Annotated in this window: 29 protein-coding genes; 12 read left to right on the forward strand and 17 right to left on the reverse strand. The window is 34.5% G+C overall.

Features of this window, described 5'->3' with window-relative positions; translation table 11 throughout:
* Positions 1 to 3: 3 nt before the first annotated feature.
* Positions 4 to 1,872, reverse strand: coding sequence for a threonine--tRNA ligase (locus ACW9XH_RS07215; protein ID WP_457759964.1), 1,869 nt, complete (start codon positions 1,870 to 1,872; stop codon positions 4 to 6).
* Between the two features lie 94 nt (positions 1,873 to 1,966).
* Between ACW9XH_RS07215 and ACW9XH_RS07220 the strand changes: the two genes are divergently transcribed.
* Entirely contained in the window at positions 1,967 to 2,152 is a 186-nt protein-coding gene (locus tag ACW9XH_RS07220) for a hypothetical protein (protein WP_457759965.1), read from the forward strand.
* A gap of 62 nt (positions 2,153 to 2,214) precedes the next feature.
* Positions 2,215 to 2,712, forward strand: coding sequence for a pentapeptide repeat-containing protein (locus tag ACW9XH_RS07225; protein WP_457759966.1), 498 nt, complete (start codon positions 2,215 to 2,217; stop codon positions 2,710 to 2,712).
* 37 nt (positions 2,713 to 2,749) lie between these two features.
* Here the strand turns inward: ACW9XH_RS07225 and ACW9XH_RS07230 are convergent, their stop codons facing one another.
* On the reverse strand, positions 2,750 to 3,373 hold the full coding sequence (locus tag ACW9XH_RS07230) for a hypothetical protein (protein WP_457759967.1): 624 nt from the start codon (positions 3,371 to 3,373) through the stop codon (positions 2,750 to 2,752).
* Positions 3,374 to 3,492: 119 nt separating this feature from the next.
* Positions 3,493 to 3,828 (reverse strand): hypothetical protein, encoded by a 336-nt coding sequence (locus tag ACW9XH_RS07235; RefSeq protein ID WP_457759968.1) that lies wholly within the window; start codon positions 3,826 to 3,828, stop codon positions 3,493 to 3,495.
* Positions 3,829 to 3,932: 104 nt separating this feature from the next.
* Between ACW9XH_RS07235 and ACW9XH_RS07240 the strand changes: the two genes are divergently transcribed.
* Positions 3,933 to 5,024, forward strand: coding sequence for a homospermidine biosynthesis protein (locus tag ACW9XH_RS07240; RefSeq protein WP_457759969.1), 1,092 nt, complete (start codon positions 3,933 to 3,935; stop codon positions 5,022 to 5,024).
* Here ACW9XH_RS07240 and ACW9XH_RS07245 read toward each other — a convergent pair.
* Entirely contained in the window at positions 5,021 to 5,233 is a 213-nt protein-coding gene (locus tag ACW9XH_RS07245) for a hypothetical protein (RefSeq protein WP_457759970.1), read from the reverse strand. The genes ACW9XH_RS07240 and ACW9XH_RS07245 overlap by 4 nt on opposite strands.
* A 122-nt stretch (positions 5,234 to 5,355) precedes the next feature.
* Here ACW9XH_RS07245 and ACW9XH_RS07250 point away from each other — a divergent pair, with 122 nt between their 5' ends.
* The gene (locus ACW9XH_RS07250; protein WP_457759971.1) at positions 5,356 to 5,679 is read left to right on the forward strand and encodes a MarR family transcriptional regulator; all 324 of its coding nucleotides are present in this window, start codon (positions 5,356 to 5,358) and stop codon (positions 5,677 to 5,679) included.
* On the opposite strand, the gene ACW9XH_RS07255 is transcribed toward ACW9XH_RS07250, so the two are convergent.
* A complete protein-coding gene (locus tag ACW9XH_RS07255) occupies positions 5,661 to 6,047 on the reverse strand; it encodes a cyclophilin-like fold protein (RefSeq protein ID WP_457759972.1) in 387 nt (128 codons plus the stop codon). The two genes, ACW9XH_RS07250 and ACW9XH_RS07255, sit on opposite strands and share 19 nt — an antisense overlap.
* 13 nt (positions 6,048 to 6,060) lie before the next feature.
* Here ACW9XH_RS07255 and ACW9XH_RS07260 point away from each other — a divergent pair, with 13 nt between their 5' ends.
* Complete coding sequence (locus ACW9XH_RS07260; RefSeq protein ID WP_457759973.1) at positions 6,061 to 6,639, forward strand: DNA-directed RNA polymerase subunit K; 579 nt, start codon at positions 6,061 to 6,063, stop codon at positions 6,637 to 6,639.
* 51 nt (positions 6,640 to 6,690) lie between these two features.
* On the forward strand, positions 6,691 to 7,005 hold the full coding sequence (locus ACW9XH_RS07265) for a DNA-binding protein (protein ID WP_457759974.1): 315 nt from the start codon (positions 6,691 to 6,693) through the stop codon (positions 7,003 to 7,005).
* Here the strand turns inward: ACW9XH_RS07265 and ACW9XH_RS07270 are convergent.
* The gene (locus ACW9XH_RS07270) at positions 7,002 to 7,418 is read right to left on the reverse strand and encodes a transcriptional regulator (protein ID WP_457759975.1); all 417 of its coding nucleotides are present in this window, start codon (positions 7,416 to 7,418) and stop codon (positions 7,002 to 7,004) included. The genes ACW9XH_RS07265 and ACW9XH_RS07270 overlap by 4 nt on opposite strands.
* 106 nt (positions 7,419 to 7,524) lie before the next feature.
* On the opposite strand from ACW9XH_RS07270, the gene ACW9XH_RS07275 reads away from it, so the two are divergent.
* Positions 7,525 to 8,472 (forward strand): asparagine synthase C-terminal domain-containing protein, encoded by a 948-nt coding sequence (locus ACW9XH_RS07275; protein ID WP_457759976.1) that lies wholly within the window; start codon positions 7,525 to 7,527, stop codon positions 8,470 to 8,472.
* Here ACW9XH_RS07275 and ACW9XH_RS07280 read toward each other — a convergent pair.
* The 5 genes from ACW9XH_RS07280 to ACW9XH_RS07300 all read right to left on the reverse strand — a co-directional run bounded on the left by ACW9XH_RS07280 (position 8,469) and on the right by ACW9XH_RS07300 (position 11,645).
* The gene (locus ACW9XH_RS07280; RefSeq protein ID WP_457759977.1) at positions 8,469 to 8,615 is read right to left on the reverse strand and encodes a YHS domain-containing protein; all 147 of its coding nucleotides are present in this window, start codon (positions 8,613 to 8,615) and stop codon (positions 8,469 to 8,471) included. The two genes, ACW9XH_RS07275 and ACW9XH_RS07280, sit on opposite strands and share 4 nt — an antisense overlap.
* 303 nt (positions 8,616 to 8,918) lie before the next feature.
* Positions 8,919 to 9,113, reverse strand: a complete 195-nt coding sequence (locus ACW9XH_RS07285) for a hypothetical protein (protein ID WP_457759978.1) — start codon at positions 9,111 to 9,113, stop codon at positions 8,919 to 8,921.
* Positions 9,114 to 9,181: 68 nt separating this feature from the next.
* Positions 9,182 to 9,547, reverse strand: a complete 366-nt coding sequence (locus tag ACW9XH_RS07290; RefSeq protein ID WP_457759979.1) for a DUF6659 family protein — start codon at positions 9,545 to 9,547, stop codon at positions 9,182 to 9,184.
* A 63-nt stretch (positions 9,548 to 9,610) separates the two neighbouring features.
* The gene (locus ACW9XH_RS07295; RefSeq protein ID WP_457759980.1) at positions 9,611 to 10,711 is read right to left on the reverse strand and encodes an aldo/keto reductase; all 1,101 of its coding nucleotides are present in this window, start codon (positions 10,709 to 10,711) and stop codon (positions 9,611 to 9,613) included.
* A gap of 25 nt (positions 10,712 to 10,736) precedes the next feature.
* Positions 10,737 to 11,645 (reverse strand): UbiA family prenyltransferase, encoded by a 909-nt coding sequence (locus tag ACW9XH_RS07300; RefSeq protein ID WP_457759981.1) that lies wholly within the window; start codon positions 11,643 to 11,645, stop codon positions 10,737 to 10,739.
* An 87-nt stretch (positions 11,646 to 11,732) separates the two neighbouring features.
* On the opposite strand from ACW9XH_RS07300, the gene ACW9XH_RS07305 reads away from it, so the two are divergent.
* A complete protein-coding gene (locus tag ACW9XH_RS07305; protein ID WP_457759982.1) occupies positions 11,733 to 11,942 on the forward strand; it encodes a hypothetical protein in 210 nt (69 codons plus the stop codon).
* Here the strand turns inward: ACW9XH_RS07305 and ACW9XH_RS07310 are convergent.
* Both ACW9XH_RS07310 and ACW9XH_RS07315 read right to left on the reverse strand, forming a co-directional pair.
* The gene (locus tag ACW9XH_RS07310) at positions 11,939 to 14,641 is read right to left on the reverse strand and encodes a hypothetical protein (protein WP_457759983.1); all 2,703 of its coding nucleotides are present in this window, start codon (positions 14,639 to 14,641) and stop codon (positions 11,939 to 11,941) included. The genes ACW9XH_RS07305 and ACW9XH_RS07310 overlap by 4 nt on opposite strands.
* 61 nt (positions 14,642 to 14,702) lie before the next feature.
* Positions 14,703 to 15,284: an archaellin/type IV pilin N-terminal domain-containing protein gene (locus ACW9XH_RS07315; protein WP_457759984.1), complete on the reverse strand. Its 582-nt coding sequence runs from the start codon at positions 15,282 to 15,284 to the stop codon at positions 14,703 to 14,705.
* 78 nt (positions 15,285 to 15,362) lie between these two features.
* On the opposite strand from ACW9XH_RS07315, the gene ACW9XH_RS07320 reads away from it, so the two are divergent.
* A complete protein-coding gene (locus ACW9XH_RS07320; RefSeq protein ID WP_457759985.1) occupies positions 15,363 to 16,760 on the forward strand; it encodes a DUF7467 domain-containing protein in 1,398 nt (465 codons plus the stop codon).
* Between the two features lie 91 nt (positions 16,761 to 16,851).
* On the opposite strand, the gene ACW9XH_RS07325 is transcribed toward ACW9XH_RS07320, so the two are convergent.
* From ACW9XH_RS07325 to ACW9XH_RS07340, 4 genes are read right to left on the reverse strand one after another with little or no spacing between them, the layout of a single operon-like run.
* Entirely contained in the window at positions 16,852 to 18,600 is a 1,749-nt protein-coding gene (locus ACW9XH_RS07325) for a hypothetical protein (RefSeq protein ID WP_457760031.1), read from the reverse strand.
* Between the two features lie 50 nt (positions 18,601 to 18,650).
* Positions 18,651 to 19,358, reverse strand: coding sequence for a hypothetical protein (locus tag ACW9XH_RS07330; protein WP_457759986.1), 708 nt, complete (start codon positions 19,356 to 19,358; stop codon positions 18,651 to 18,653).
* Positions 19,359 to 19,377: 19 nt separating this feature from the next.
* Positions 19,378 to 19,851: a hypothetical protein gene (locus ACW9XH_RS07335; protein WP_457760032.1), complete on the reverse strand. Its 474-nt coding sequence runs from the start codon at positions 19,849 to 19,851 to the stop codon at positions 19,378 to 19,380.
* 53 nt (positions 19,852 to 19,904) lie between these two features.
* Positions 19,905 to 21,059, reverse strand: coding sequence for a TackOD1 domain-containing metal-binding protein (locus ACW9XH_RS07340; protein ID WP_457759987.1), 1,155 nt, complete (start codon positions 21,057 to 21,059; stop codon positions 19,905 to 19,907).
* A gap of 172 nt (positions 21,060 to 21,231) precedes the next feature.
* Between ACW9XH_RS07340 and ACW9XH_RS07345 the strand changes: the two genes are divergently transcribed.
* The 3 genes from ACW9XH_RS07345 to ACW9XH_RS07355 are packed head-to-tail and all read left to right on the forward strand — an operon-like array spanning position 21,232 to position 24,670.
* Positions 21,232 to 22,815 carry a type II/IV secretion system ATPase subunit gene (locus ACW9XH_RS07345; RefSeq protein ID WP_457759988.1) on the forward strand — a complete coding sequence of 528 codons (1,584 nt, stop codon included), beginning with the start codon at positions 21,232 to 21,234 and terminating at the stop codon, positions 22,813 to 22,815.
* Complete coding sequence (locus ACW9XH_RS07350) at positions 22,812 to 23,735, forward strand: type II secretion system F family protein (protein WP_457759989.1); 924 nt, start codon at positions 22,812 to 22,814, stop codon at positions 23,733 to 23,735. The genes ACW9XH_RS07345 and ACW9XH_RS07350 overlap by 4 nt, the downstream gene beginning before the upstream one ends.
* Before the next feature lie 5 nt (positions 23,736 to 23,740).
* The gene (locus tag ACW9XH_RS07355; RefSeq protein ID WP_457759990.1) at positions 23,741 to 24,670 is read left to right on the forward strand and encodes a type II secretion system F family protein; all 930 of its coding nucleotides are present in this window, start codon (positions 23,741 to 23,743) and stop codon (positions 24,668 to 24,670) included.
* Positions 24,671 to 24,864 lie beyond the last annotated feature (194 nt).

Below are 24,864 nucleotides of genomic sequence, written 5' to 3' on the forward strand. Positions count from 1 at the left end.
TTTTTACACCATCAGATTAGGTCTCTTTGAGAGATACTTTGGAAGATTCAAACCGGTTGTAGGTTTTCCTTTGGTTTGTTCTTTAATTTCATTAATAAAATCATCAAAGGATAATTCTCGCACATCACCAGTTTGCCTATCACGAATGCTAAGATTTTGAGAGTTTGCTTCCTTATCGCCTATTACCAAGATATATCGAATCCATTCTTTTTCAGCTTCACGAATTCTTTTTCCTATACTTTCATTTCTATCATCAATATCTACACGTATGTCGTTGGCTGAAATTTTATCAGTTAGAGCATCAGTGAATGTATTAAATTCTTCTTTAAGTGGGATGATTCTAACTTGTGTAGGGGCTAGCCAAAGTGGAAATTGTGGTTTTCTTCCCTCATAGGAATCTTTTGCAGCTTTTTCCAACAAAGCATAAATGATTCTCTCAATTGCGCCACTGGGTGAATTATGTAATATTATTGGATTTTGTTTTGTATTGTTTTCATCAACAAAATCAATTCCATATCTATTTCCATTTTCAACATCAATCTGGTCAGTCGATAAAGCAGATGCTTTTCCAAGACCGTCAATAAAGTTAAACTCCCATTTCAATACAAAGTAAAAGAATTTCTCTTTCCACATTTCAACAAGAACAGGCCTACCATGTTTTTTGACTAATTCCTCTATTGATGATTTATTCTCATTGTAAAAGTCCTCAGTAAATCTAATTGCCATTTCATAATCAGTTTCATCTATTCCAAGTTCTCGAAGAACGCTTTGAGAAAGATCAAATCTGATCTTGATTTCGTCAACTGCCTGGGACATATCTTTGCAAAATGCATGACAATCAGGCATGGTAAACGCCCTTAATCGCCTTAAACCAACTAGTTCTCCTGATTGCTCGCGTCTAAAACTATAACGAGTTAATTCATAGAGTTTGTATGGCAAATTCTTGTAAGATAGCTGGTATTGGTTGGCCATTAAGAATTGTCCAAAGCATGCAGCAAATCTCAAAAAGAGTTTTTTGCCTTCAGAGTCAATATTATACTGTCTTGCAGGAAATCGGTTAAAGTAACTAACCATACTTGGATGTTCTGAATCATACATGATTGGAGTTTCAACTTCATATCCACCATATTCTTTGACCCTATCAGTGACATATCTCTCAATTAATGATTTGATCAAACGGCCATTAGGATAAAATCTCATATTTCCAGAATCAGATGCAGGCTCATAATCTGCAATGCCCATTTTCTTCATCAATGCAACATGTGGTGGGGGTTGATCCACTTTACGAATTTTCGCAGATTCGTATTTCGCTAAAATTTCTAATTTTGGATATTTTGAGAAATTAAAATCACCAATGTTAGTCATTGTTCCATCAGGGGAAAGGATTTTCCAAAATGAGCGAATTTTAGATTCACCTTTAAGAGCATCAGAAGTTAATTCTTCATCAGGTTTTGCAGTTGCAGAATCTTTTGTGACAACTTTGGAGCTTTCTGCAAGAGGATGGCCCTTTACTTGAATTTTGTAAGATTTTGTCCAACCAAACGGAGAATGTGATACTTCAAGTTCGGATGCGCCTTCTTCCATTTCGCCAAGCAATGCAATTGCAGTTGAAGGTTTTGCAAGATTTGAGCTAAGATGAGCATAAGGATATAACAATAATTTTTTGCATCCAATTTTTTCCATGGAGGATTTAATCTGAGATATTGCATTTTGCGCCACTGAAGAATCATCGCCATTTTCAATTGCAACAAATGCCACTACAAGTTCTTCCAATCTTTGAGTCTGAGGATTTTCAACATCTTCAGCTGACTGAATTTCCTTTTTTGTAGGAGTGTATTCAATATGATCACAATGAAGTTGCAATATACGCATGTTTAGACATATTAAAACGGGCATAAATATACGATTCTCAAAAATCTCAACAGCATGAGGAAACTCCAGAAGATCGATTAGTCCAGAGTTACTATTGAAATTTATTCAGAATCAATACAAACAACTCATGCAAGGTAGAAAAGATGAACATAGACATCAGGAACTACTCAAAGAAAAGAAAGAGTTAGAAAAAAACAGGCCGCACGGGATTGATGAAATGCGAAGATGGAAGCACACAATGGGTAAAATTTTACAAGAATTAGAATTATACAACAAGTAGGCCTCTCAAACCACATTTTAGATCTAAATTCAAATGTACTATATCGATAAAAAAATTAGATAATGAACCCATCAGACGTTTTTAGAAAAAGGAATCTTTCAAAAATTAATTTCGAATACGAAGAATTGATTGGAAGAGATTTTTCAGATTCCAATATGAGTGGGGTAAATCTGAAAAACAGAGACATACACAATGCCGATTTGAGTTGCACTGATCTTAGTGAGGCCGATTTAAGTGGTGCAATATTGTTTTATGTAAAAATGCGAGGAGCCAATTTGCAACAAACAAATTTGTCCAGTGCAAAACTATGGGATGCGGATTTGTATGGAGCAGATATGCGAGGGGCAGACATTAGAGGAGCAGACTTGTTTTATGCAGATTTACGAAATGCTGATTTGAGTAATGCAAATCTTAGCGGTGTTAATCTAAGACATACGAATTTGGATGGAGCAGTACTAGAATCCATAAATTTTGAAGGAGCCAATTATGATTCAGATACATTGGATACTATTTCAGAAAATGCAAAAAACCAATTGAAAAAACAAGGCAAGATATGGTAAAATATTTAATTAAAAAATAAATAAAAAAATAAAGGAATTATTCCTCTACGTTCGAATCAGATACTAAATCGTCTACTGTTGAAATCACTGGTTTGACATCAATTATTCCATGTTGGAATAAAGGAATTCTCAAACCTGAATCCATGTTTTGGACTTTAGCAGTGGAAAAGTCAAGAACGAACTCACTTGGAGAATCATTTACAGGAGCATAATGACCTCTAAGAATAATTCTAAAAGTATCATCACCATTCAATGAACCGGTTCCATGTAGTCGGAGTTTTCCATGTACTGCTTGTCCTTTCAACTCCAATGGAATGTTTTCTCTATCACCTACAGTAATTTTTGCAGATGATGTTACTTTCCAAACTCCATTATTTTGATGAACTGCATTTCCATCAAGAACAATTTTTGATGGGAATGCTTGACCGGCAATAATTGCCCACCCGTTAGTCTCACCATCAAATTTCAGTTCGGTTTGTCTATCTGGAAATGCCATAGATACATCAGAAAATGCATCAGTAGTTTCTGATGAAACAGTGGCAGGGATAAAACCATTGTATGTATCTGCAAATACACTAGTAGTTCCTATTGAACCAAAAACAAGAACTGCCAGCACAGGTAGCGCAAATAGCAATGAATGTTTTTTGTTGCTTTGTTTCATGAAAACAAAAAATGAAAAATTCTACTTAAGGAACAAGCAGAAATCATCAGTAGAAATTCTCTGTGTCATCAAATTAAATGGCAAATAAATTCGAATTCGAGGCTAGAGAGAATCAAAAATTAATTTGATTTTTCTCTCAATGAAATTATTGACCGGAGAATTAATCCAGAGATGCCTAAATTTGATGTAAGGAATTTACTTGCCCTCAAAAGAGGATTTTCACCACGAAACCCTTCATCATAAATCATTTCTATAGATCCTTTATCAGTCTCAACAAAAGAGGTGATTAAAGAAAAAGCACCTAATTTTTCATCAGTTTGTTCTGAATAAAGTCGTAATTCTACTTTTGAAATTTTGAAATCATCTTGGATGAAATTTCCAGAGGAGAATAAAATTTCAACGGCATCAGGAGTTCTGTCTACACGTTTAGGATCATGTAAATCCACAATATTCATTCTGCATTATTTGAAATTATTCCTAAATAAGTAATGATATCAACACATGTTTCCATCAAAATGAATTCGATAGCATTATTTACTGAAAAATTAATTTTTTAGACATGGATCCTCACAAGTTTCATGGCAAAGATATTCCTCACATCAAACTAGATCCAAAAATGACAATCGAGGACTTGGTAGATGTTTTTGCAAGTTCAGGGTATAATGGACGACAATTAGGAGATGCGGCCAAACTCTACGCAAAAATGATCAAAGAAGATGCTACAATTTGCCTGACAGTTTCAGGTGCAATGACACCGGTAGGATTTGGGGGAATAATCAAAACTTTGATTGAAAGAGGATTCGTAGATTGGATTGTTACAACAGGGGCTAATGTATATCATGAAGATCATTTTGCTTGGGGTTTACCTGTAAAACAAGGAAGTTTTGATGTAGATGATATGAAGTTGTATGAGAATGAGATTGTGAGAATCAGAGACGTGTATATCAAATTTCATGAAACACTAGAAGCTCAAGATGAACTAGTTCAAAAAATGTTTGGAGATGATTTCCCAGACAAACCATTTACTACTGCAGAATTTTGTAATTTAATGGGAAAATTAAGCAAAGAAAAAGCAAAACATCCCGAAAAAAGTTTCATTACAGCAGCATATGATTACGACGTTCCAGTGTACATTTCAACAATGAAGGATTCTTCATTGGCATTAAATTTAGCAGTTCATAGATTAGCAGGGAAAAGATACAATTTGGATTTTGTGAGGGAGATAATTGAACAGGCAGCCATTTTGTATGATTCTAAAAAATCAGGAATTTTGGAATTGGGTGGAGGAGTACCAAAAAATACAGCTCAGCAAACAGGTCCGCTTTTAGATCAAATTCTAAAAAGAGATGACGGCGGACAAGACTATATTATTCAAATCACAGATGCACGTCCAGACACAGGAGGGTTGTCAGGAGCAACATTACAAGAAGGAAAGAGTTGGGGCAAAGTCCAAGACGCACACAACGGAATGGTCACAGTTTATGCTGATGCCACCATAGCATTTCCAATTCTTGCATTATATGCCCTGAGTAATCAAAAGAGTAGAAAACCAAAAAGACTGTACAAAAAACTAGACAAATTATACAAAAAGCTAAGTGACGATTATTTCAAAAATCCTGAACATAAAATTAAAAAATCCAAGAAAAACTAAAACTTGTCAAATCGAGCACGTTCAAGATCACGATCATCTTTTGATTCTTTCTTGTATTCTTTATAGTGTTCTTTACACAGAACTGTTTTTTTTCCAGATGAATTTACACGTAATCCAGCTGCTTCAACTTTACTAGTGTTAAGAGAACGAGCACCATCCTGATCACAGCCTTCAAAATTACATTTTGCTCCTTTTGATACTATTCCCATATAGAATAGTAATCAAGATGTTATTTATACTTGAAATTAATTTTTAGGTTTGGTATTATTAATAATGACGTTTCTATGAAATCGGTTCATCGTTTATAAGAGGAATATTTTTTTCTAAGATCATGGCTGGAGCAAAGAAAGGTGGAAGTAAAGACAAATCATCAGATACTAAAACTAAAGCTTCAGGTATCAAGGATACAAAGAAAAAGAAAGACAAAGGGGAAGGCGGACCAAAGAAAGCTGAAATTGTAGTTATCGTAAATGAACAACAAGCATTAAAGATTATTCAAAATTCCAAAGTTATTACAGTTCAAGATCTTGCAAGACAAACAGGAGTTAAAATTTCAGCAGCAAATGCATTTCTAAAAGAGTCAACAAGTAAAGGAATCGTAAAAAGAATTGGCGGCTATTCAGGTCATCATTTGTATCAAGCAGTTTCTTCATAGATACAAAAAACATCCCCAGATTTAACATCCTTTAAGGCATCAATATTTTCAGCGAGTTTTCCTATAGGAGTCATAGTTTTTGAAAATACTGTATCATTTAGAAAAAAGCACAAGCTTCCAGTAGAGGGTAAAAATGCAACATCGCCTTTTTTAAATTCAGTTCTAGATCTTTCAATTCCAGAATCAATATTAGATTCAAAATACAAAATACTTTTTCCAAGTAAATGTGCATGACCTTCTAATGGCAAAGATCTCATGATAGTTCCAACAGTTCTTGGTGACAAGTGTCGTTTTAGATCACATGGTATTTTTGCTTTCCCACGAATTTCTAAAATAAGCTGTTTTCTGGAGACTGAGGATGTACTCAATTCGTACTTTAAAATGATTAGATTATATAACGTTTTAAGGAAATTTTCTTACTTGTCTAATGTTAATGAATCTGAATCAATTGTATCTGATCCAGTTGAATCTGATCCAGTTGAATCCGAATCAATAGAAGCTCCACAACCTGATGAAGATGTTCTGGATTTAGTTGAAGAGAATGCAGGATTAAACAAAGCATTAGATACCTATAGAAAATTAATAGATAGAAAAGATCTTGTAGAACCATTAACTGAAAAAGAACAAGGGGCTCTTGAAAAAAGAATTAAAGAAATTGAAGAAAGAGAGATTATTGAGAAAATTGAAGAGCATGAACCAGTAGAAATTCCTTGTGAAAAAAATAAAATTACAATTGGTCCACCGACATTAACAAGATTTGAAAAAGCAAGAATTATGGGAGCAAGAGCATTACAATTATCATTGGGAGCACCACCATTTATCCCAATTCCAAAAAATGCTAGAATTTCATTAGATATTTCAATGGAAGAACTAGAACAAAGAGTAATCCCAATTACAATTAGAAGAGTACTACCTAATGGGGATTATCAAAACATACCAATTGATTACTTTGAAAAATGAATCAATGGTCGATAAAACTTAAAAGAACATAAAATTTCTAAATATTGAATAATGCTCATGGAAGAGACAACTAAACTGAGTGGTCAAGAGCAGACAGCAAGGTCTGAACAAGCCATCATACAAATTGGAAATTATCCAGTTATGGAATCAGCCATAGAAGTATTAGAGATATTAGGAAAGAAAAAGAAAATAATTTTAAAATCAACTGGCAATAACATACCAAACGCAGTTGCAGTGGCAAACATCATTACAGAAAAAATGCTCAAAGGCAATTCACATGTTCAAAAAATTAATTTAGATACTGTATCTGCTGCAGGAATTGGAGATATGACATCAACTATTGAAATTATATTAATTAAAAACTAGTAAACGCTTCCAGGACCTTTAAGAAGCATATTTTCACATTCTTTGCAAACTTGTTCGTCAATGTTTGATTCTAAATTATGATGTATCTCACAAATTAGTAAACTAGATTTGATATAGTTGCACAGTCCAATGAATTTAGAAAGACTTGACGGAGTATATGCCATGTCTGAAGAAAGGCCATCACATAGTTCATCAATCATTATTGCAACTTGTTTTTCTGCCAAAAGTTTTGCAATTAAAGAAGGATCACCTCTTGTGCCTCTAATGTAATTGCTTATTGCAGCTTGTGTGACTCCCAGCATTTTAGAAATTTCATCTTCTCGAATGTCATGATCTTCTGCAAGTTTTTTAGCAAGAATTGCCCGTAATGCAGGAATTAACGTTTTAGATTCAATTTCAGCAGGAAGTAGCACTATCCCTCAAGAATGCAATTAAGGATTTAAAGTTTGCAATAGAAAAAGAATGCCTCCATTCAACATCATTAGGCATAGCTATTTTAATTTCAAAATAACATCGAGTATGTTGGAAGAATTTTCTCAAAATCTTTACAGTGTTATAGAAGAATCATGTAATGAGTGCAAATCAAATTTGATATCATTGTCAGGAGGATTAGATAGCTCTATTGTCGCATATTTTTTAAAACCAAGAAAACCAAAAACAGTGGCAATAATTACAGAAGATTTTGTTTCGTCTGATTTGACATATTGCCAAATGATTTCAAAGGAAATGGAACTGCCATTAACAATTTACAATGTTAGAACAGAACAAATTCTAGAAGCAATAGAAGAAACAATTAAAATTTTAAAAAATTTTAACGACATTGAAATTCGCAATAATGTTGTAATGTATTTAGCAATTAAATGGGCAAAGGAGAATGGAGAAAAATCAATAGTTACAGGAGATGGTGCAGATGAGTTATTTGCAGGATATAGTTTCCTCATAAATAAATCTGAAGAAGAATTAGAAAAAGAGATTAAAAGGATATGTTCAGTAATGCATTTTCCAACAGAAAAAATAGGCAGAGCATTAGGAATAACGATAGAATCGCCATTTCTAAATGATAAAGTGATTCAATTGGCTGAAAAAATCCCAGTTAATCTCAAAGTCAAAGAAGAAAATGGAAAAAGACACGGAAAGTGGATTTTACGAAAAACCTTTGAAAAAAAGATCCCATCACAAATTGCATGGAGAGACAAATCTCCAATGCAAGAGGGTGCCGGAACTGTAGGGCTGACAAATCTGTTTGATTCCATAGTAGGTGAAGAACAATTTGTTGAAAAAAAACTGACTGTGGAAAAAACAGACGGAGTGGTAATTAGAAGTAGAGAATCAATGCATTATTATGAAATTTTTAAAAAATTGTACGGTATCCCACATGATCCTAAATCAGATGAAACATGCCCATATTGCAAACATCATGCAGGAAAATCTAAATTTTGCAGAATGTGCGGAGCGTTTCCAATCTAAATATTATTTTTATATTTTCGAGGTTTTTTGAGAAAAATTCGTCTACATCCTGAACAGCAAAAATATACTTTTTTTCCATTATGATCATGAAGTAATGCTAACTCCTCATCTAGTTCTATTCCACATACAGGATCTACTGGCACAAATTTTCCTCTCTTAAATTCAATTTATAGTTTCATTTAGGATTAATTCAGTTTAATTGGCTATGAGATGATTTATGAGTTTTTTTGTAACTGTACCGGTCATTATAGACAGATGCTCAATGTGTAATCGAATTTCCATATAATTTCTTAATGAAGTAATCGATTTTATTTCTTGAACTGCACCAACAAATTCCAGATTCCCAAAACATCTCTCACAAACTAACCATTCACAGACAGAGCCACCAAAAGTAAGAGGCGTTTATTTTATTTTGCAAACAAGTTCATGTCAGTCATGGCAGTAATTCATATTGTAATTTCATGCATTTGTGATTTTATTCTACAAATGACATCAGATGTAATTTTAAGAATGTGTTCTATATCAGAAGATGACAAATGGTCATGCCCCTGATCAAATGTATCTTGTACAATAGAGCCAATTTCATTAATTAAATCAGACATTGCCAAATAATCAAAATCAAGTTTTTCATCAAAAGTCACGTTAAAAAATTAATTTTTATTGTTAATTAAGAAGATCATAAAATTCCAAAATTGGAAATTCGATCAAATTAAGAATTAATTATTTTAAGGATTTTCTTTGGAAGTGTACCATAATCAGTATCAGGTTCAGACACTACATACAAAATATCATCATTAATTATTACACTTATTGCAAGAGCACGCTCACGAGAAGCCATTGCAAAATTAACTGGTCCTAGTTGTTTATCAAACTCTTTTCTCATCTTGACACGCAATGCAAGTTCCATGAAAATCATTTCGTCATCTTTTTCACTTTCTAATGGTTCGACATTTTCCTTCATACCGCCAGCAACCAATCGGCCACGTTCATTAATTACGCCAACAAATCTAATTTTAGGATCAATTGTAAATACAGAATTACAGATTTTTGTATAATCATAAATTTTAGCAGACAAATTACGATGACCCTAAATTACACTCATTTATTATCTTTATACAGAATTTTAAGGCGGATTAACTCACGAAGTTAATTTTTTTACCAATGTAAGAAATTCATCTTCAGACAACAAAGGAATATTCATAATTTCAAGATTCTCTGAAACATGATCTTCAGATTTCTGGCCAACCAGGGGAGCTAAAACGCCAGGAGTAGAGCGAATAAATTGCAAAGCACGTAAAGAGGGTTTTAGTTCATTGAATTCAGGCATCGTTCCAGGAGTCAGCAATCTGCCTTGCATGAATGGAACACTGGTAAATACGCCAATACCCAATCTCACTGCCGATTCTAAAATGGATACATGTTCACCCCCAAGCAATTGATTTTTTGCAAGCAATGCTTGATCATAATTCATGTTGTACGGCAATTGAATAAATCTAAAGCCGTGATTTTCACCTCCGACTTGTTTTGCTAAATTAACAGTATCTTCTAGTGATAGATATTGCAAATTGTCAGATGGAACTCTAAAACATTCCCATGTAGCCATGCCATAAAATCTGATTTTTCCTTCCTTTCGTTTTTGCTCATATAGTTCAAAGACAGATTTTAAATTCTCCAAAAATTTTTCTTTAGACACATCTTTGATTTGGCCCTCTACAGCATTATGAAGATAAAGTAAATCAAGGCATTCAAGATTCAAATTTTTCAAACTTCGTTCTAATTGATCAGATAGATATTGTACAGTCATGCAATGGTATCCAGATGTAACATCACCCTCTTTTATTACGCCTTTTTGAGAGTATTCCTCTTTTACATATTCCCAAAAACCTAGATTGACATCTGCGTCATTTGTGACATAGCCGTTTTTTGAGCTAATGAATAACTCATCGCGCGTAATTTTACCATCTTGAATTAGTTCAGATATTGCTTTTCCTACAGAACGTTCTGCTTTTTGAGATCTATAGTTTATGGCAGTATCAATTACGTTAATTCCAGATAAGATTGATTGCTTGACAGCGTTCGTTACGAGTTGATCTGTTTTTGCATCAGCATCTCCCAGATATGTCCCAATACCGACATTTGAGAGAGAGAGATTTTCAAATTGTTTAAAATTAGATTCATTCACGCCTGAATTTTTAGCAAATTTTCGAGTCCCTTCAGAACTGGCAGAACCTAAAATCATATGATTATTCAATAGTTTACTAAATTTATGTCAAGGGGTATAATTCAACTGAAAATTCAATTAAAAAACCAACAACAAACAATGCACCAGTGATTCTGCCAAACATCAAAGTTGAAGACATGTATGGGACAAGATCCTCAACTGAATCATAGTTTTTTTGCAAGCCAAGTCCAGATTTAAACATTAAAGGTACACTAAGAAAACTAATCAAAGAAAACACAGGGAAAAGGTGTGCTGAAACACCGACAATTATTGCCAAATAAGATACAATTGGAAAAATCCAAAATAATTTTGCACCTTGTTTTTTACCTACTGTGATTACCAAAGTTTTTCGTCCTTTAGATTTGTCAGCATCATGATCTGGAAATGATGCGATGAAAAGCACCAATGAAGATAAAGAACCTACAACAATTCCTGCAAGTATTGATTCAGTTGTAATTTGTCCGGATTGAATAAAAGAGGTTCCAATAACAATCATGGAGCCCTTTACTGCGACAAAAAATTCGCCTAGTCCAGAATCAACAATTTTAGTAGAATAGAAATAGATAGACAAAATTGCAAACCCCAAAATAATTGCAATTGTAATACCATCTGTAATTACAAAGTATCCACCAATGACAGTTCCAAGTATCAGAAATGCAATTCCCGCTCTATATACTGAAGAGGGTTTGAGTAAACCCTCAGGTAAAACTCCAGTTCCACCGCTCATTTTAGTTCGAACAGTTGCAGTATCAATCCCTCGCTTAAAATCCCAAAAATCGTTTAACAAATCCACACTTGCATGAAGTGACATCACACCTGCAAAAGTCAATCCGGCAGTCAAAATATCCAATGAGGAACTTTGCCACCAATTCAATGCCAATCCAACAGAAACAGCAATTACTGATGCTAGAAGAAATTTTACTCTAATTACACGAAACCATACAGATAACATTGAAAATAATGTTAATTTTTCAATATAATATTCATGAGTTTTACCAATATCATATTGTTTATATCAAAATTGAAGGTACAGATCCTCGTGATCATAGGGAAAATATCAAAAAATGAAAAAATTATAAAATTTAATGCAAATATCCGTTGCACTGATTGTGGTAAACAGGTCCCAGGAGGGTTAAAGACAGGAGAAACATACTATCAAACTAAAGAATTTAAAATTGAATTAGAAAATTTTATGAAAAAATATCTTTGTGGAATTTGCAGAGATAAGAAAAGACTCAAAGAAAATTAAAGTTCTTCCTCTTCTTCCCATTCTTCTTCCAAATTGGTTTTAGATTTTTTTAAGAACATAAAGACAACTACTCCCACCATCAAAATTCCGCCTATTACAATGTAAATTATCCACTCTGGCAATTCCAAATCTATCGAATCAAACATCTTTTCTGGAGCATCAACATTTACTATGAAAGAATCTTTTCCTTCTGCATATCCCTCAGCTGTTGCAATAATATCAAATGATATGTCAGGGCCTTTCAATGCAGTCAAACTGACAATTGCACTGCCATCAGAGCCTGTTCTAACCACATTTGGAGTAATCAAAGCATCTTCAGAATTAGAAGATATTTTTATCGAGGCCCCAGATACAGATTCAGCATTTTCATCATCCACAAACAATCTAAATTCAACTGGGTCATCTACAGAAATTTCATTGTCCAACCCGCCTGTGGAAATTTTTAATTGTAATTGAGATGAAGCCGTATTAATTGCGAGTGAAGTTCCATTAACACCCTTTGCACTTGCAGTGATTAGTGCATCACCTATAGAGCCAGTTGTTTTAATTGGAAATATAGCATATGATGAACCAGTTTGAATGACGGCATCATCTATTATCTGAACTATGGAATCCTTAGAGGAAGTAATTTTAGATTTCACATCAAACTTTGGAATTACAGGGTTTCCTTGCAGATCAACTAGTTGAATTATTCCAAAATTTTGTTTATGTTCTGCATTAATTTTCTCTAATGGAAGAGAAACTTGCATTTGTGAAGTTGGATGAGAAAAGAAAGAGGTTTCACCTTCTAAATTTAAATTAGCATTTTCACCAATAGGTTCTACAGTTAAGATAATTTTTTTCTCAGATTCAGAGATATCAAAGGAATCGCTTCTTAACTGAGTAAAAGTGAAGGTGGAATCTTTATCAATCTTAACTAATCCATTAGTAGGAGTAACCAAGTATTTTCCAGTTTCCTTCATTATTTTTGGTCGCTCTTTTGCATCAAGTGCCACTAGAAATATATCAAAAAACCCATCACGATCAAATATGATGTTATCCTTTCCAGTAGGAGAGAACAGCCTCACTTCTTTCTGTTCTAATGTATTGACAATTTCAGTAGTAAACGAACCAGTTCCAACACCATTCACAGAAGCAGAGATCGTCACAGAACCTGTATTATCACCTGTAGAGATTTTTGCAATTCCAGTAGAATATGAACTAAGAATTTTTCCACCATTTTCAATTACAGCTAATTTTTCATCACTAGAAATCACATTAATTTTTTGTACAAATCCATCAGTGTATTGATTTTCATTTGATTGTAATGGATATAATTCACCATCATCCAGACAATCAATAGAATACAAAATAATGTCTTCAGGGGCTAAATCAACATTATTAGTAATTTCTTCATCATCAGATTGGTCTTCATCAGATTCTTGAAAACATTCAGGATGAATATCAATTTCAGTTCCGTCAGGCCTAAATCCATCATCATCATCATCATCCTCAATCATAGATAATTGATATGTAAAAAATGCTGTAGCATTACTGGGAATTTTATCCAAACCCATCACATTTACTGTAGAATCGTAATCTTTATCATCGAAATTATAATCAGTTGTACGTTGCCTTTGATCAAGTTCAATAGACTCACCTACTGTGCGAAACGTATCAGTCGCAGTTCCATATCCTTCTGAACTAACTCCGATTAAGATGTCATTTTCAAGTAAATTCTGTAAACTATACTTTTGTTGAAGTAAATATCCAAACTGATCTTTTTTAATCATAGGTGGATCTACAGATTTACTAATTTTATCTAAATTTTCACCAATTGGATATTGCTCACTTGAGAAAAAATCCAATAAAATATCATTAGGTGTTTTTGTAGGATTCCCATCAGAATCAACGACACTCACAAAAATATTCAAAGATCTATCAATTTCTGCGGGAATTAATTTTGGAAATATCGATAATTTTAACGATGTAGGGAGAGTAGATGAAATTTGAATGCTCTGCGCAACATCCAGACCAGATTCTTCATGAATTGCACGTAAGAAAGTACTTCCCACCTTGTCATGAGCATGTAATATTCCCCATGCATAGTAACTGCCTTTAGATATTGTCAAAGTTCCAGAATCTGATGACGCTAATAGTCCATCAGATTCCAAGGTTATTTTAATGTCAGTGGGTGCTCTAACAATCACCCCGTCAGTAGTTTTGAAAAAAACTGAAAATGGCATTTCAGAGTTCACATGCATTTTATTTGTAGGGAGATTCAATTCAAGAACTAAATCATCTGGAAGATAAGTTTCATCTGTACCCACATTAATTTTTTGGAATGTGATTTTTCCATTAAGATTTGCAGTTATTGTAGTTGTTCCAGATTTTTCAGTTGTAGTTATTGGAAATGAAACAAATTCCTTATTTGCTTTAAGGATTATTTTGTTAGGGACAGATGCAATTGATGAATCATCCGAACTGAGACTGACAGGTACATCATATGAGGATGTAATTGGAACCCCGTGTTTACTAAGAACAAAAAGATATCCTGCCTGATGTTCTGCAATTCCACTTTCCAAATGAGATGGTGAGATTGCAAGTTTAATTGAATAATCAGATAACGCTTCTAAATTTTGTGCTGATGCAGAATGGGAATTCCCTCCAAATAAGAGAGATAAAGCAAGTAAGAAGATAAGGGGTTTTTTTGTTTTCATTTTTTTCTCCATTTTCATTTTTTACTCCATTTTTTTTCATAAAAAGGAAAAAAGGGTGGAGTTATCCACTTTGTTGACCAGCAATAACAGTTCCAACAAAGACAGCACCGTTTGCAGTTGTTAACTTGAACTGTGTGTCTCTTCCAGACTTGATGTTTTCATCAAGTGTGGCGATGACTGTTACTTGTTGACCAGGTTGAACTTCTGCAGATGTTGATCCCAATATGGTGCCAGGACCTCTGGTAAGAACATTGAATTCGCCCTGTGGAGCAGGATTAGTTGCAGTATAGTTGTATACAGTACCACCAATTCTTACTTCACTTAGAGTAAGTTTACCTACACTGTTACTTTGTACATAAACTGCTACTTTTTCACCTACTACAAGACCATTACCTGCAGTGTTTGCTGCAGCAAATGTAGTACCATCATGGTTTTCTAGAGTAATACCATCTGAGGCATCATAGCCAGTGAATTTTAGAGATTCAATGTTTGGTGAACCGCTGATTTGAGCAGAACTGAAAAATCCTTGTGAGAACACAAAGACGATACTTCCACCGACAACTGCGATTGCTACCAAAAGAAGTGTTGCGATAACTGGAGCAACTGCTCTTCTTGAAGTCATTTTTGACTGTAGTTTTGTCATTATGAATTTCTTAGAATTAAAAAAGATGTTAAAGAGATCTTTGTTCAAATAATACACCAGTTTGAAATGTTGTTTTTTTTGCACAACATTGAGGGTAAAAGTAATGGTTTGGGCTCATTTGTAATGACAAAATTAATGACGACTTTGACAGTTTCAGTAATTGCATCAATATTGATTATTGGTGGTTTTGTTACATCTACTCCAAATGCTTTCTCAACATATGGTGGCAATCATGATGATGACGATGATCATGATGATTGTGATAATGGGCATTATGGAAATAATCACGATGATGATTGTGATAATGAACCAAAAGATCCTTGTGATTGTGAGAAACCAGATACACTAAAGTTCATCCTTTCTACTCCAAGTGCAGAAATCAATAATGATTTTAGAATCGAAATTTTCAAAAAATTAGACGACATCAACAATCCAGACAAAATGCTATATGAGATTGCAGGTGTGCTAAATGGTGAAGAACGCCACATTCAAGCATCTAATTTTGGAAAAGATAAACTAAATTCAAACACAGTTTTTGCAATTTATCGAGTAGTAAATAACGAATTAGTTGCTTCAATGGAAATACACACATCATGTTCACAGTCATTGTACATAGGCCAAATAGTCATGGATAATGGATACGCCTTAGAGATAACAGATGGTTTGAAAAATGGTAAAACATCAATTTCAGCATCAGATCCTCTAACTTGTGGAGATGAACCAGAACCAGAACAAACAGGAACCATTGTGATTAGAAATACATTGACAAAGGATAATGGCGGAGAAGCAACATTGGAAGACTTTTCATACAAAGTTACAGATGAATTAGGAATAGAAACCAACTTAGATCGAGATTTACTTGATCCGTCAATTCATGTTGCAGAAATTCCAAAAGGAACTTACACATTAAGTCAAACAATTGCATCAGCAGTCACAGGAACATATACTGAAGTTCTAATCACAGGTGATGAACAATGCCCAGATACAACCAATGAATCATTTAAGATTAAAAAAGACAAAACAGTCTCATGTACAATCTACAATGATGATAATGGTGACGGCTCAGGAGGAATTGTATTTAGAAATTTCTCAATGAAAGTACAGCTTGATGCACCTATGGACAATGATAGTTGTGACCAATTCGCTGATGCAGCTGACAAAGATCCATGTATACAAATAGTCAATTTTGAAAATGGGGATATTGCAATTGTTGATTCTTCTCTAGTTTCAACAACTACAATTATCTTATTCAGTGTAGCACAAGAATCATTAGACATAATGGATGGCGCACTGGAACCAGATTGTTCTCAGGATAGAATAATTAGACACAACAGTACATCAGATAGTCTAGAGGATCATAATGGTGACCCCATAATGAACCCATCAGATAATCTCGTAGTCTTATTACAATGTCCAGGAATGGCTACTGATCAAGTCTACAATGTCAACTATGTTATGATTAACCCATTATTGTAACATACCCAACATTTTTTATTTTTTTAGTTTTAAAAAATCTAAGTTTTTAGTTAAAGTATTTTTAAAATAAATTAAAAAAATATATAAAATTTTATGGTGGTGAAAGTACTTTTAACACTACTTCTGCAAGCGATCCAACAGCAGCTTCTTCTACCCCTCCAGTAGTACTAACACCATCAGCTAAAATGTACATCACATAAAGCTGTGTTGAAGTTACATCAGGAGCAGTAATTTGAAATTGTATTGTTTGTGCATCTGATGCACCAGTAATATCCGAATTAAGAGTGCCAACAATTTGTGAAGACCCATCTCCAAAAGATGCAATAGGATCCATAGTAAATCCAGGTGCAGAGATAATAGAAGGATTTGTCCAACCTTTAGGAATATTGATTATTAATCTTGAATCAGTTCCTTTGATGTATTGACTAATGTCAGCATCAAAATCAGCTAATGTGGCATTAAGTTTAAGCACGCCACCACTTGACACTGTAGCATTTGAAAAAATATTTGCATTGGCAATAGACCCTGGAACATCTGTTAAATACACATTAGGTATTGCCGCATCACCATCATGAAATGATGTACCATATCCAGATTTGCCAAATTGCCCTAAAGTAGTATACACAGTTACAGATACAGGAACAGTTTCAAGGAAAGTTCCACTGCTACCTATGAAACCAGGCTCAACTCGAGCTAAAAATGGTACAGTGGACAGTCCAGGAACAGTAATAGGATTATCCAAATCTTTCCACATCAATTGATTGGCGATAGGACAGCTCCATGTGCCCCCCATTGTAGGGTCAACATGTTGAGCAGAACATGCATTACCGTTGTTATCTGTAAAAATTTCATCTCCACCTGTATATCTGGTGGATGTAGCAGTAATCACAATTTTACTTACTTCAAGATCTTTTTCAATTGGATTTACAACATTGACACCCCATAAAGCTTGTTGATTGGATTCGCCAAATGGAACAGGCAATATTACAAAGATTTCAGGTCTTGCCAAAAGATCTTGGGTCAAAACAATTAATTCAGTAGTAGTTTCACCACCATCAGTAGGCAATCTCAAAATACTTGTATCAGAAACAACATTAGTCCAGACATCATCAGGATCTACAAAATCACCTCTTGCAATAGCAGAGAAATTCAGATCATCTCCACTATCTCCTGTCACTCGATAATCCCAGGAAAACATAACTGATTCACCCCTGTCCAAGTCAACTGATACGGGTCTATGAGAAGTAAAAGCAATGACTGAACCAGTTCCACTAACAGATAGAGGATCAGGTTCAACATTTTGAATTACACCATCGCCTGTATTAGTTACAATCATCGCAATAGTTACATTTTGACCAATAATCACGTCTGGGGGATCAGTAATTAGTTCAGCTCGCAATCCATTAGTTGATGGACTTCCACCCACAACAAAATTATCTGTTTGAATAGAACCTAATGTTGAAATAACTTTAATCCCATATGCGTCAGGAATCATTTCAAGTGTTTGTGTTGAAAGTATGTTTGATGTGAAACCAGATGGAATAAACGCATCATCATAATTGACAGTATATCTGCTTACAGGTTGATCAGGTAATGTTTTGTTCATAATCCAAATACTTGAAATTTCTACAGGGTTCTGACCTTGATTATCTACATTTATGCTTAGAAAATTATTTTCATCAGTAGAAACTAAAATTCCAAAGTGTTCCTGTTGTTTTTTAATATCTATATCAGAGACAGCCCTCTGTGTTGTAACGATGTCAGTCTGTGCATCCAGAGCTAAACTCAAAACAGAGAAACCTGCAATCATCAAAACTGTAAAGAATAATGCCCCAACCACAGAGGACAAACCACGCCTATTTTTAGGCATAAAAGATGTTTTTTTACGGTTTATCGCGCGTCACCACTATCAATTAAGAACTCTACAAGATGGAGTTGGCCAATATTAAACGAAACATGGATTCCTTTGTTTAGATTAATGTCAGAATCATCAGACCCAAGTTTAACTAGGATGTTTACTGATTGACCATTTTCGATTTGAATACTTTTATTTTGAATAACAGGTGATGCACCAACAGGCATTATGGAAAACATTCCATCTGCAGGATATTTTCCACTAAGGGGGGAATTTACAGATGCATCTAATTGGATGCCAGCTGTTGAAGAATCCCAAAAATGAATCACATTGTTTATGCCAACTTTTTCAAGAAATACAGAATTAAGACCGTTATTTTGAATTTGCAACACAATGAATTCAGTTCCACCATTTTCAGGAATTGAATTAGGAGTAACGCTGCATGTAGAACCACATAGAAATGGATTTACAGTATGTTCATTATCGACATCGTATAATTTCAAGAGTGATGATGAATCCCGTGTGTCATATGCCAAAAGTAAAAGATTCAAAGATGACGAATCCAACGTAGATACAGTTCCCAGATTCCCAGTTACAAAAGCATCATTCACAAAATATGTTAACGTGCTAGCACCAGTTACAGTTACTGCCATTAGCATCATGGTACTGATGATATCTGCAACACCGCGTCTATTCTTTAGTCTAGAATTTTTTTTGTTTTGAAAAATTTTCAGGGATTCCATTTTTGAGTTCATTCCTATTCTATGTGTTAAATGGGCTCGCCACAGTAGTGATGAAATTTCCTCGAGCAGTAGTCAAAGAGATTTTGTATTCAGAATCAACATAATACGGGTCATTCCATATTTGAGTTCCTGTAGAAAGAATAATTTCAGAGTCATCAAGAAGATCCAGAGTAATTTTGTGGTTGTCTTTAACCTGGATAGATTCGTCAACGTCAACCCAATTTGCAATGATTTCCTGAGTGTCGATTTTTAGTATGGTTACATTAGTGATTACAGATTCAACCGTTCCAATATTTGCCAAATCTATTGTCATATTGTCTGTATTAGGCTCAAATCTCACATGTTCAAATATAATATCCTCACGATGAATTTGGTTTTTTGATTTTTCATGAAAGGACAGATCATAAGTGAATGCACTGATACTGTTCATCCCATTAAATAGAATCACAGAACCGACTGAACTGACAATTCCTAAAATCACAATACTGCCCATTATTTGGCTTACAGCACGTCTGTTTTTCACAGGTAATTTTGAGAAACCACATCTCACTTTTTACCACCGTTCTTCGAATACCATTCAGAAACAAAATCCTCTACACGGGAGAGAATTTGTGAAAAATCAGGCTCAGAAATGAGGTGAATCCCGTAGTGCTGGGCAAGACTTTCCATCCCATCATTGACTCCAGATACGGTAACAAGCAATGTATTGGTTGGATCAATGTCTAATTTTGGAACAAGTATAGAGTTCATATCAGATTGATCAACACCAGTGGGTTGATTTCTAATAAAAATTAAAATTGATTCCCCAGTAATTTTGCTTTTTGCATATATTGGAATTTCATGAACGTTTCCACTTTTTCCCTTAATGGAAATATTGAGTTTGCCATCAAAATTAAACCCCTCCAATAATTTCAACAATTCATCTTTGATTTGATTCGTATCAGAATTAATTGAAATTTCTGAATTTTTTAATTTGTAACTAAATGTAGTGATGAATTGCCCAGAATTAGTATCAAAATCATGTTCATGTTTTCTGCAATGTAGTTTGATTACAGCATTATCAAATTTCTCTTCACAATCATCACATTGATACCACATTGCAGGTACGCGTACTTCTTTTTCAAAATTTTTGATAGGTTTTTTACAAGAAGGGCAATTTGTATTATCTTGATCTGAAAAATCAAAATTAGTGCTTTCAGTGATATAGCCGCATTTCTTATGTTCAAACAGATTTAACTTTTCAACACTCATAGAATGGCATTTCGGACAGTATAGACGCATACTAGATGAGAAAGTTTCAGGGTGTACAGGACAAACAATTAATTTTTCATATACTTTTTTCTCCAAAATTCCATCAGAAACAAGATCATCAAGACACGAAACATTATCTTGCATTTCTCCTATTTTTGATAAAATTGGGTAAAACAGTAAACCTTCGTTATAGTCTACAAAAGGTTTGATTGTCCTATCATTCAGTTTTTGTACCTCTTGAATTAATTTCACAGCCTTACTAGTAGAAGGCACGATAACATCAGCATTTTCCGATAAGGTGGGCCCCTCAACAATTAGAGATTCAGATTCTACGATTTGTTCGCCTGAATTTCCCTTAAAAATTGAGGATATGCTGTTAAAACCAGATAATTTGTGCTCAGATTTTACATCTAATGATACATCGATTGGGGGTGATTTTCGTCTAAACATCAGACTATCGCCTCATATGATGTGAACATATCATGAATCATCGTGATATTCTATACCTCGTTTAGAGTAAAAAGAAAATGTTGTTCAAATGAACGAACATGCGTTAAAACACACAGGTTACGCATAGATACTGAAATTGAAATTTAATATTTTTAAAGATAGTTTATCAGCATTGCAAAAATTTCAACCTGTAACCAAACTAGATTTTAAACCAAAAAAGACCGCCGTTAAAACAGTCGAAGACGAATTAGACGATGACTTTAAAATTCCAAAATACATGACATTGTCAAAACTGGATTGGGACAACAATGAAATCCATGCGGGGATAATTAAAGATCCTACAGCTAAGGGAGGATTAAGATACCAGGTCATAGAACCAGTCCTTTCAGAGAGAGATCAAAAGGCATTTGAAATAATTAAAAAACTTTTGATGACCGAACTTACAGTTTCACTACATGACATTAAATCAAAAAAAGACGCAGAAAGAAGACTAAAAAAGAAAATATCCTCAATGATTAAAAAATACAGATTAAAAATTCCTCCAAGAAACATTGCAAAAATAAATTATTTTGCAGTAAGAGATTTTGTATATCTTGGAAAAATAGAGCCTTTGATGCGGGACCACATGATAGAGGAGATCAGTTGTGATGGAACAAATATCCCCATATACATTTGGCACAGAGAACATGAATCAATGCCGACCAACATCATATACGAGACAGACGTGGAATTAAATAATTTTTCAAGAAAGATGGCATATGTTTGTGGAAAACATGTCTCAATGGCAGACCCAATTATTGACGCATCATTGCCAAACGGAAGTAGAATCAATCTAACATTGGGCCATGAAATCACAAAGAGGGGAAGCACGTTTACAATCAGAAGGTTTAGAGCAGATCCGATTACAGTTATCGACTTGATAAAATTTGGAACAATGTCAATAGACATTGCGGCATACATGTGGTATTTGGCAGAAAAAAAGTCAACCATGCTTGTTGCAGGAGGAACTGCCAGTGGCAAAACTACCGCACTCAACGCACTAGCCACATTCATCAGACCAGGGGAGAAGGTAGTCAGCATAGAGGATACCCAGGAGCTTAACCTACCTCATGAAAACTGGATTCCTGCAGTATCCAGGCAAAATTTCACGGATACACAGGTAGGAGAAATCAACCAATTTGATCTTCTCAGAGCAGCCCTAAGACAAAGACCGGACATCATCATTGTTGGAGAAACCAGAGGAAGAGAGGCATACACATTGTTTCAGGCAATGGCTACAGGTCACGGAGGATTTTCATCAATTCACGCAGATTCTGTGGATGCAACATTGACAAGATTGACATCATCCCCAATGGATGTGCCAAAGGCACTAATTTCAAACAGCCTGGATTTGATCACACTTCAGTTAAAAATCAGAGTGGGTGATAAATCACTAAGAAGGATCATTCAAGTTTCAGAAATTGACGGGATTGATGAAGCGACAGGAAATATCAAAACTCATGAGATTTTCAAATGGAACCCCAAAACAGATGTTCATGAATACATGGGGAATAGTGTGATTTTTAGAAAACTCAAAGAACGGGATGGGGACAGTGAAGAAAAAATAAACTATGAACTAACAAAAAGAAGATTGGCATTAGAATGGATGGTAAAAAACGACATTCGAGATCATAAAGAAGTGTCTGCAAATGTCATGGACTATTATGCAGATCCTGAACGATACTATGAAAGAAAAAGATTAGAGGTGCAAATTTGAAACTGGTTGGAAGTAAACAAAAAAAGAAGATTCAAGAAGAATCCGTAGGTCAATTGCACGTGTATAGCTATAAACTTCTAAATGATCATGTAAAATTCCTACATCCAAAATTAACATCATTGGATAAATCAATCAAGCAAGCAATGATGCCAATTCCATTTGAGGTCTATGTTTCAAGCATGGTGTTCTTTAGCATGATTGCAGGGGTAGCAGGTATTGTCATGGGAGTCATTGCATCTCAGTTCATCAATATTCAGCCAGCAAGCATGGGAATGATTCTTCCGCTCCTAAGTGGTTTGTTGCTCTTTGGAATGACATTTGGAATACTGCAAATGATCCCAGCAATCAGAGTAAAGAACAGATCAGCAAAACTTGTTGAAGAGATACCTCATTTTATTGGATACATGTCAACTCTGGCAACAAGCGGTCTAACATTAGAAGGAATTTTCAAAGCAATAGCAAAAGAAGACACGGATGAAGACATTGTAAAAGATGCAAGATTTATCGTAAGAAATATCGATATTTTAGGAATGGATTTGATCACCGCAATCAAAGATTTGGTTCATAGGACACCATCTGGGCCATATTCAGAATTGTTAGAAGGGGCAATTGTTACAGTTTCATCAGGAGGAGACCTCAAAGAATACTTTAACGCAACAGCTAAAGTCCAGCTAGAGGAGAAGAAAATGCTAATGCAAAAAACAACCGAATCACTAGGCAGCGTTGCAGAAATTTATACAATTTTACTAATTGTATTTCCATTACTTGCAGTAATCATGTTATCAATCATGGGAATCATGAGTCCAAGTCTCGCAGGATTTGATTTGTTAACGTTGATGAATATTCTAACATTTGCAGTAATCCCACTTAGTGGAGTGCTGATGCTTGTAATGATGGATACAATGGTGCCAAAGAGGTAAAAGATATGGAAGTAGTGAAACGAAAAGAGAATGCAAAACAAACTAGAAAAAAGTTCAGGGCACTAGAGCCAACAAAATCAATATTAAGCAACAACATACTAAGGACAATTACATATTCATTAATCGCATCAATTAGTGTTCTTTCAATGAGTTTCTTTTTTTCAGAATATTCAGATTCCACTACAATTAGAGATGTTGGATTAATCTTTGGAATCATGGTGGGAATCATTCCATTGACCATACACCAGTTAAAAGAAGTTCAAAGAAGGGACAACATTGATAGAAATCTTCCAGTATTCCTACTTGCATTGTTAAGCTCAGTGCAGAGCGGTGCAAATCTGATCAAGGCCATAGAACAAGCAGGTGAGAGAAATTTGGGTGCATTGACTCCAGAATTAAAAAATCTCAGAGCGAACATTAGTTGGGGAACTCCAATTGAGGATGCATTTGAGAATTTTGCAGAAAGAACGGGAACTAGAGTAGCAAGAAGAGTCACAGTACTGTTGGAAATGGCAATGAAGATTGGTGGCGATGTTTCAGAAAATCTAGAGATGATTCAAAAACACGTATCTGAAATGCAAAATATCGAGAAAAGTAGAAAATCAGCATTGGCCCCGTACACATACACAATTTACATTTCATTTTTTGTGTTTTTAGCAGTCGCAGTATTACTGACAACCAGTTTTTTTACTGAAATTGAAAAAGTTCAGGACGGATTACTCGCATCTGGAAGTGGGACAGAGGGGTTGTTTGGTTCACTTGCAAGTATGGAGATTGACAAATTGGAATCAGCATTGTTTAACATGGCAATTATTGAGGCACTGTTTGGAGGGCTTGCAGCAGGAAAGATTGGAGCCGGATCATATGTAGCAGGCACAAAACACGTTGTCGCCATGATTGTGGTTGCAGTTATTGCATTTAACCTCCCGATGTAGATCATAATTAAGACATTTTTTAAATTAATTGTACAATATGCAAATAAAATAAATCATAACATGATAAAATAATAACATGATAAACTGTATCAATTGAAAAATACAGGTTTTTGCTTGTTTGTAATATGCCATACAAGCACACCCTTTAGTGATCATCAATCTTTAAGAAAGTACCAAAAATGGAAATAACAAAT

The organism is Candidatus Nitrosopumilus sp. bin_32a (assembly GCF_054095935.1).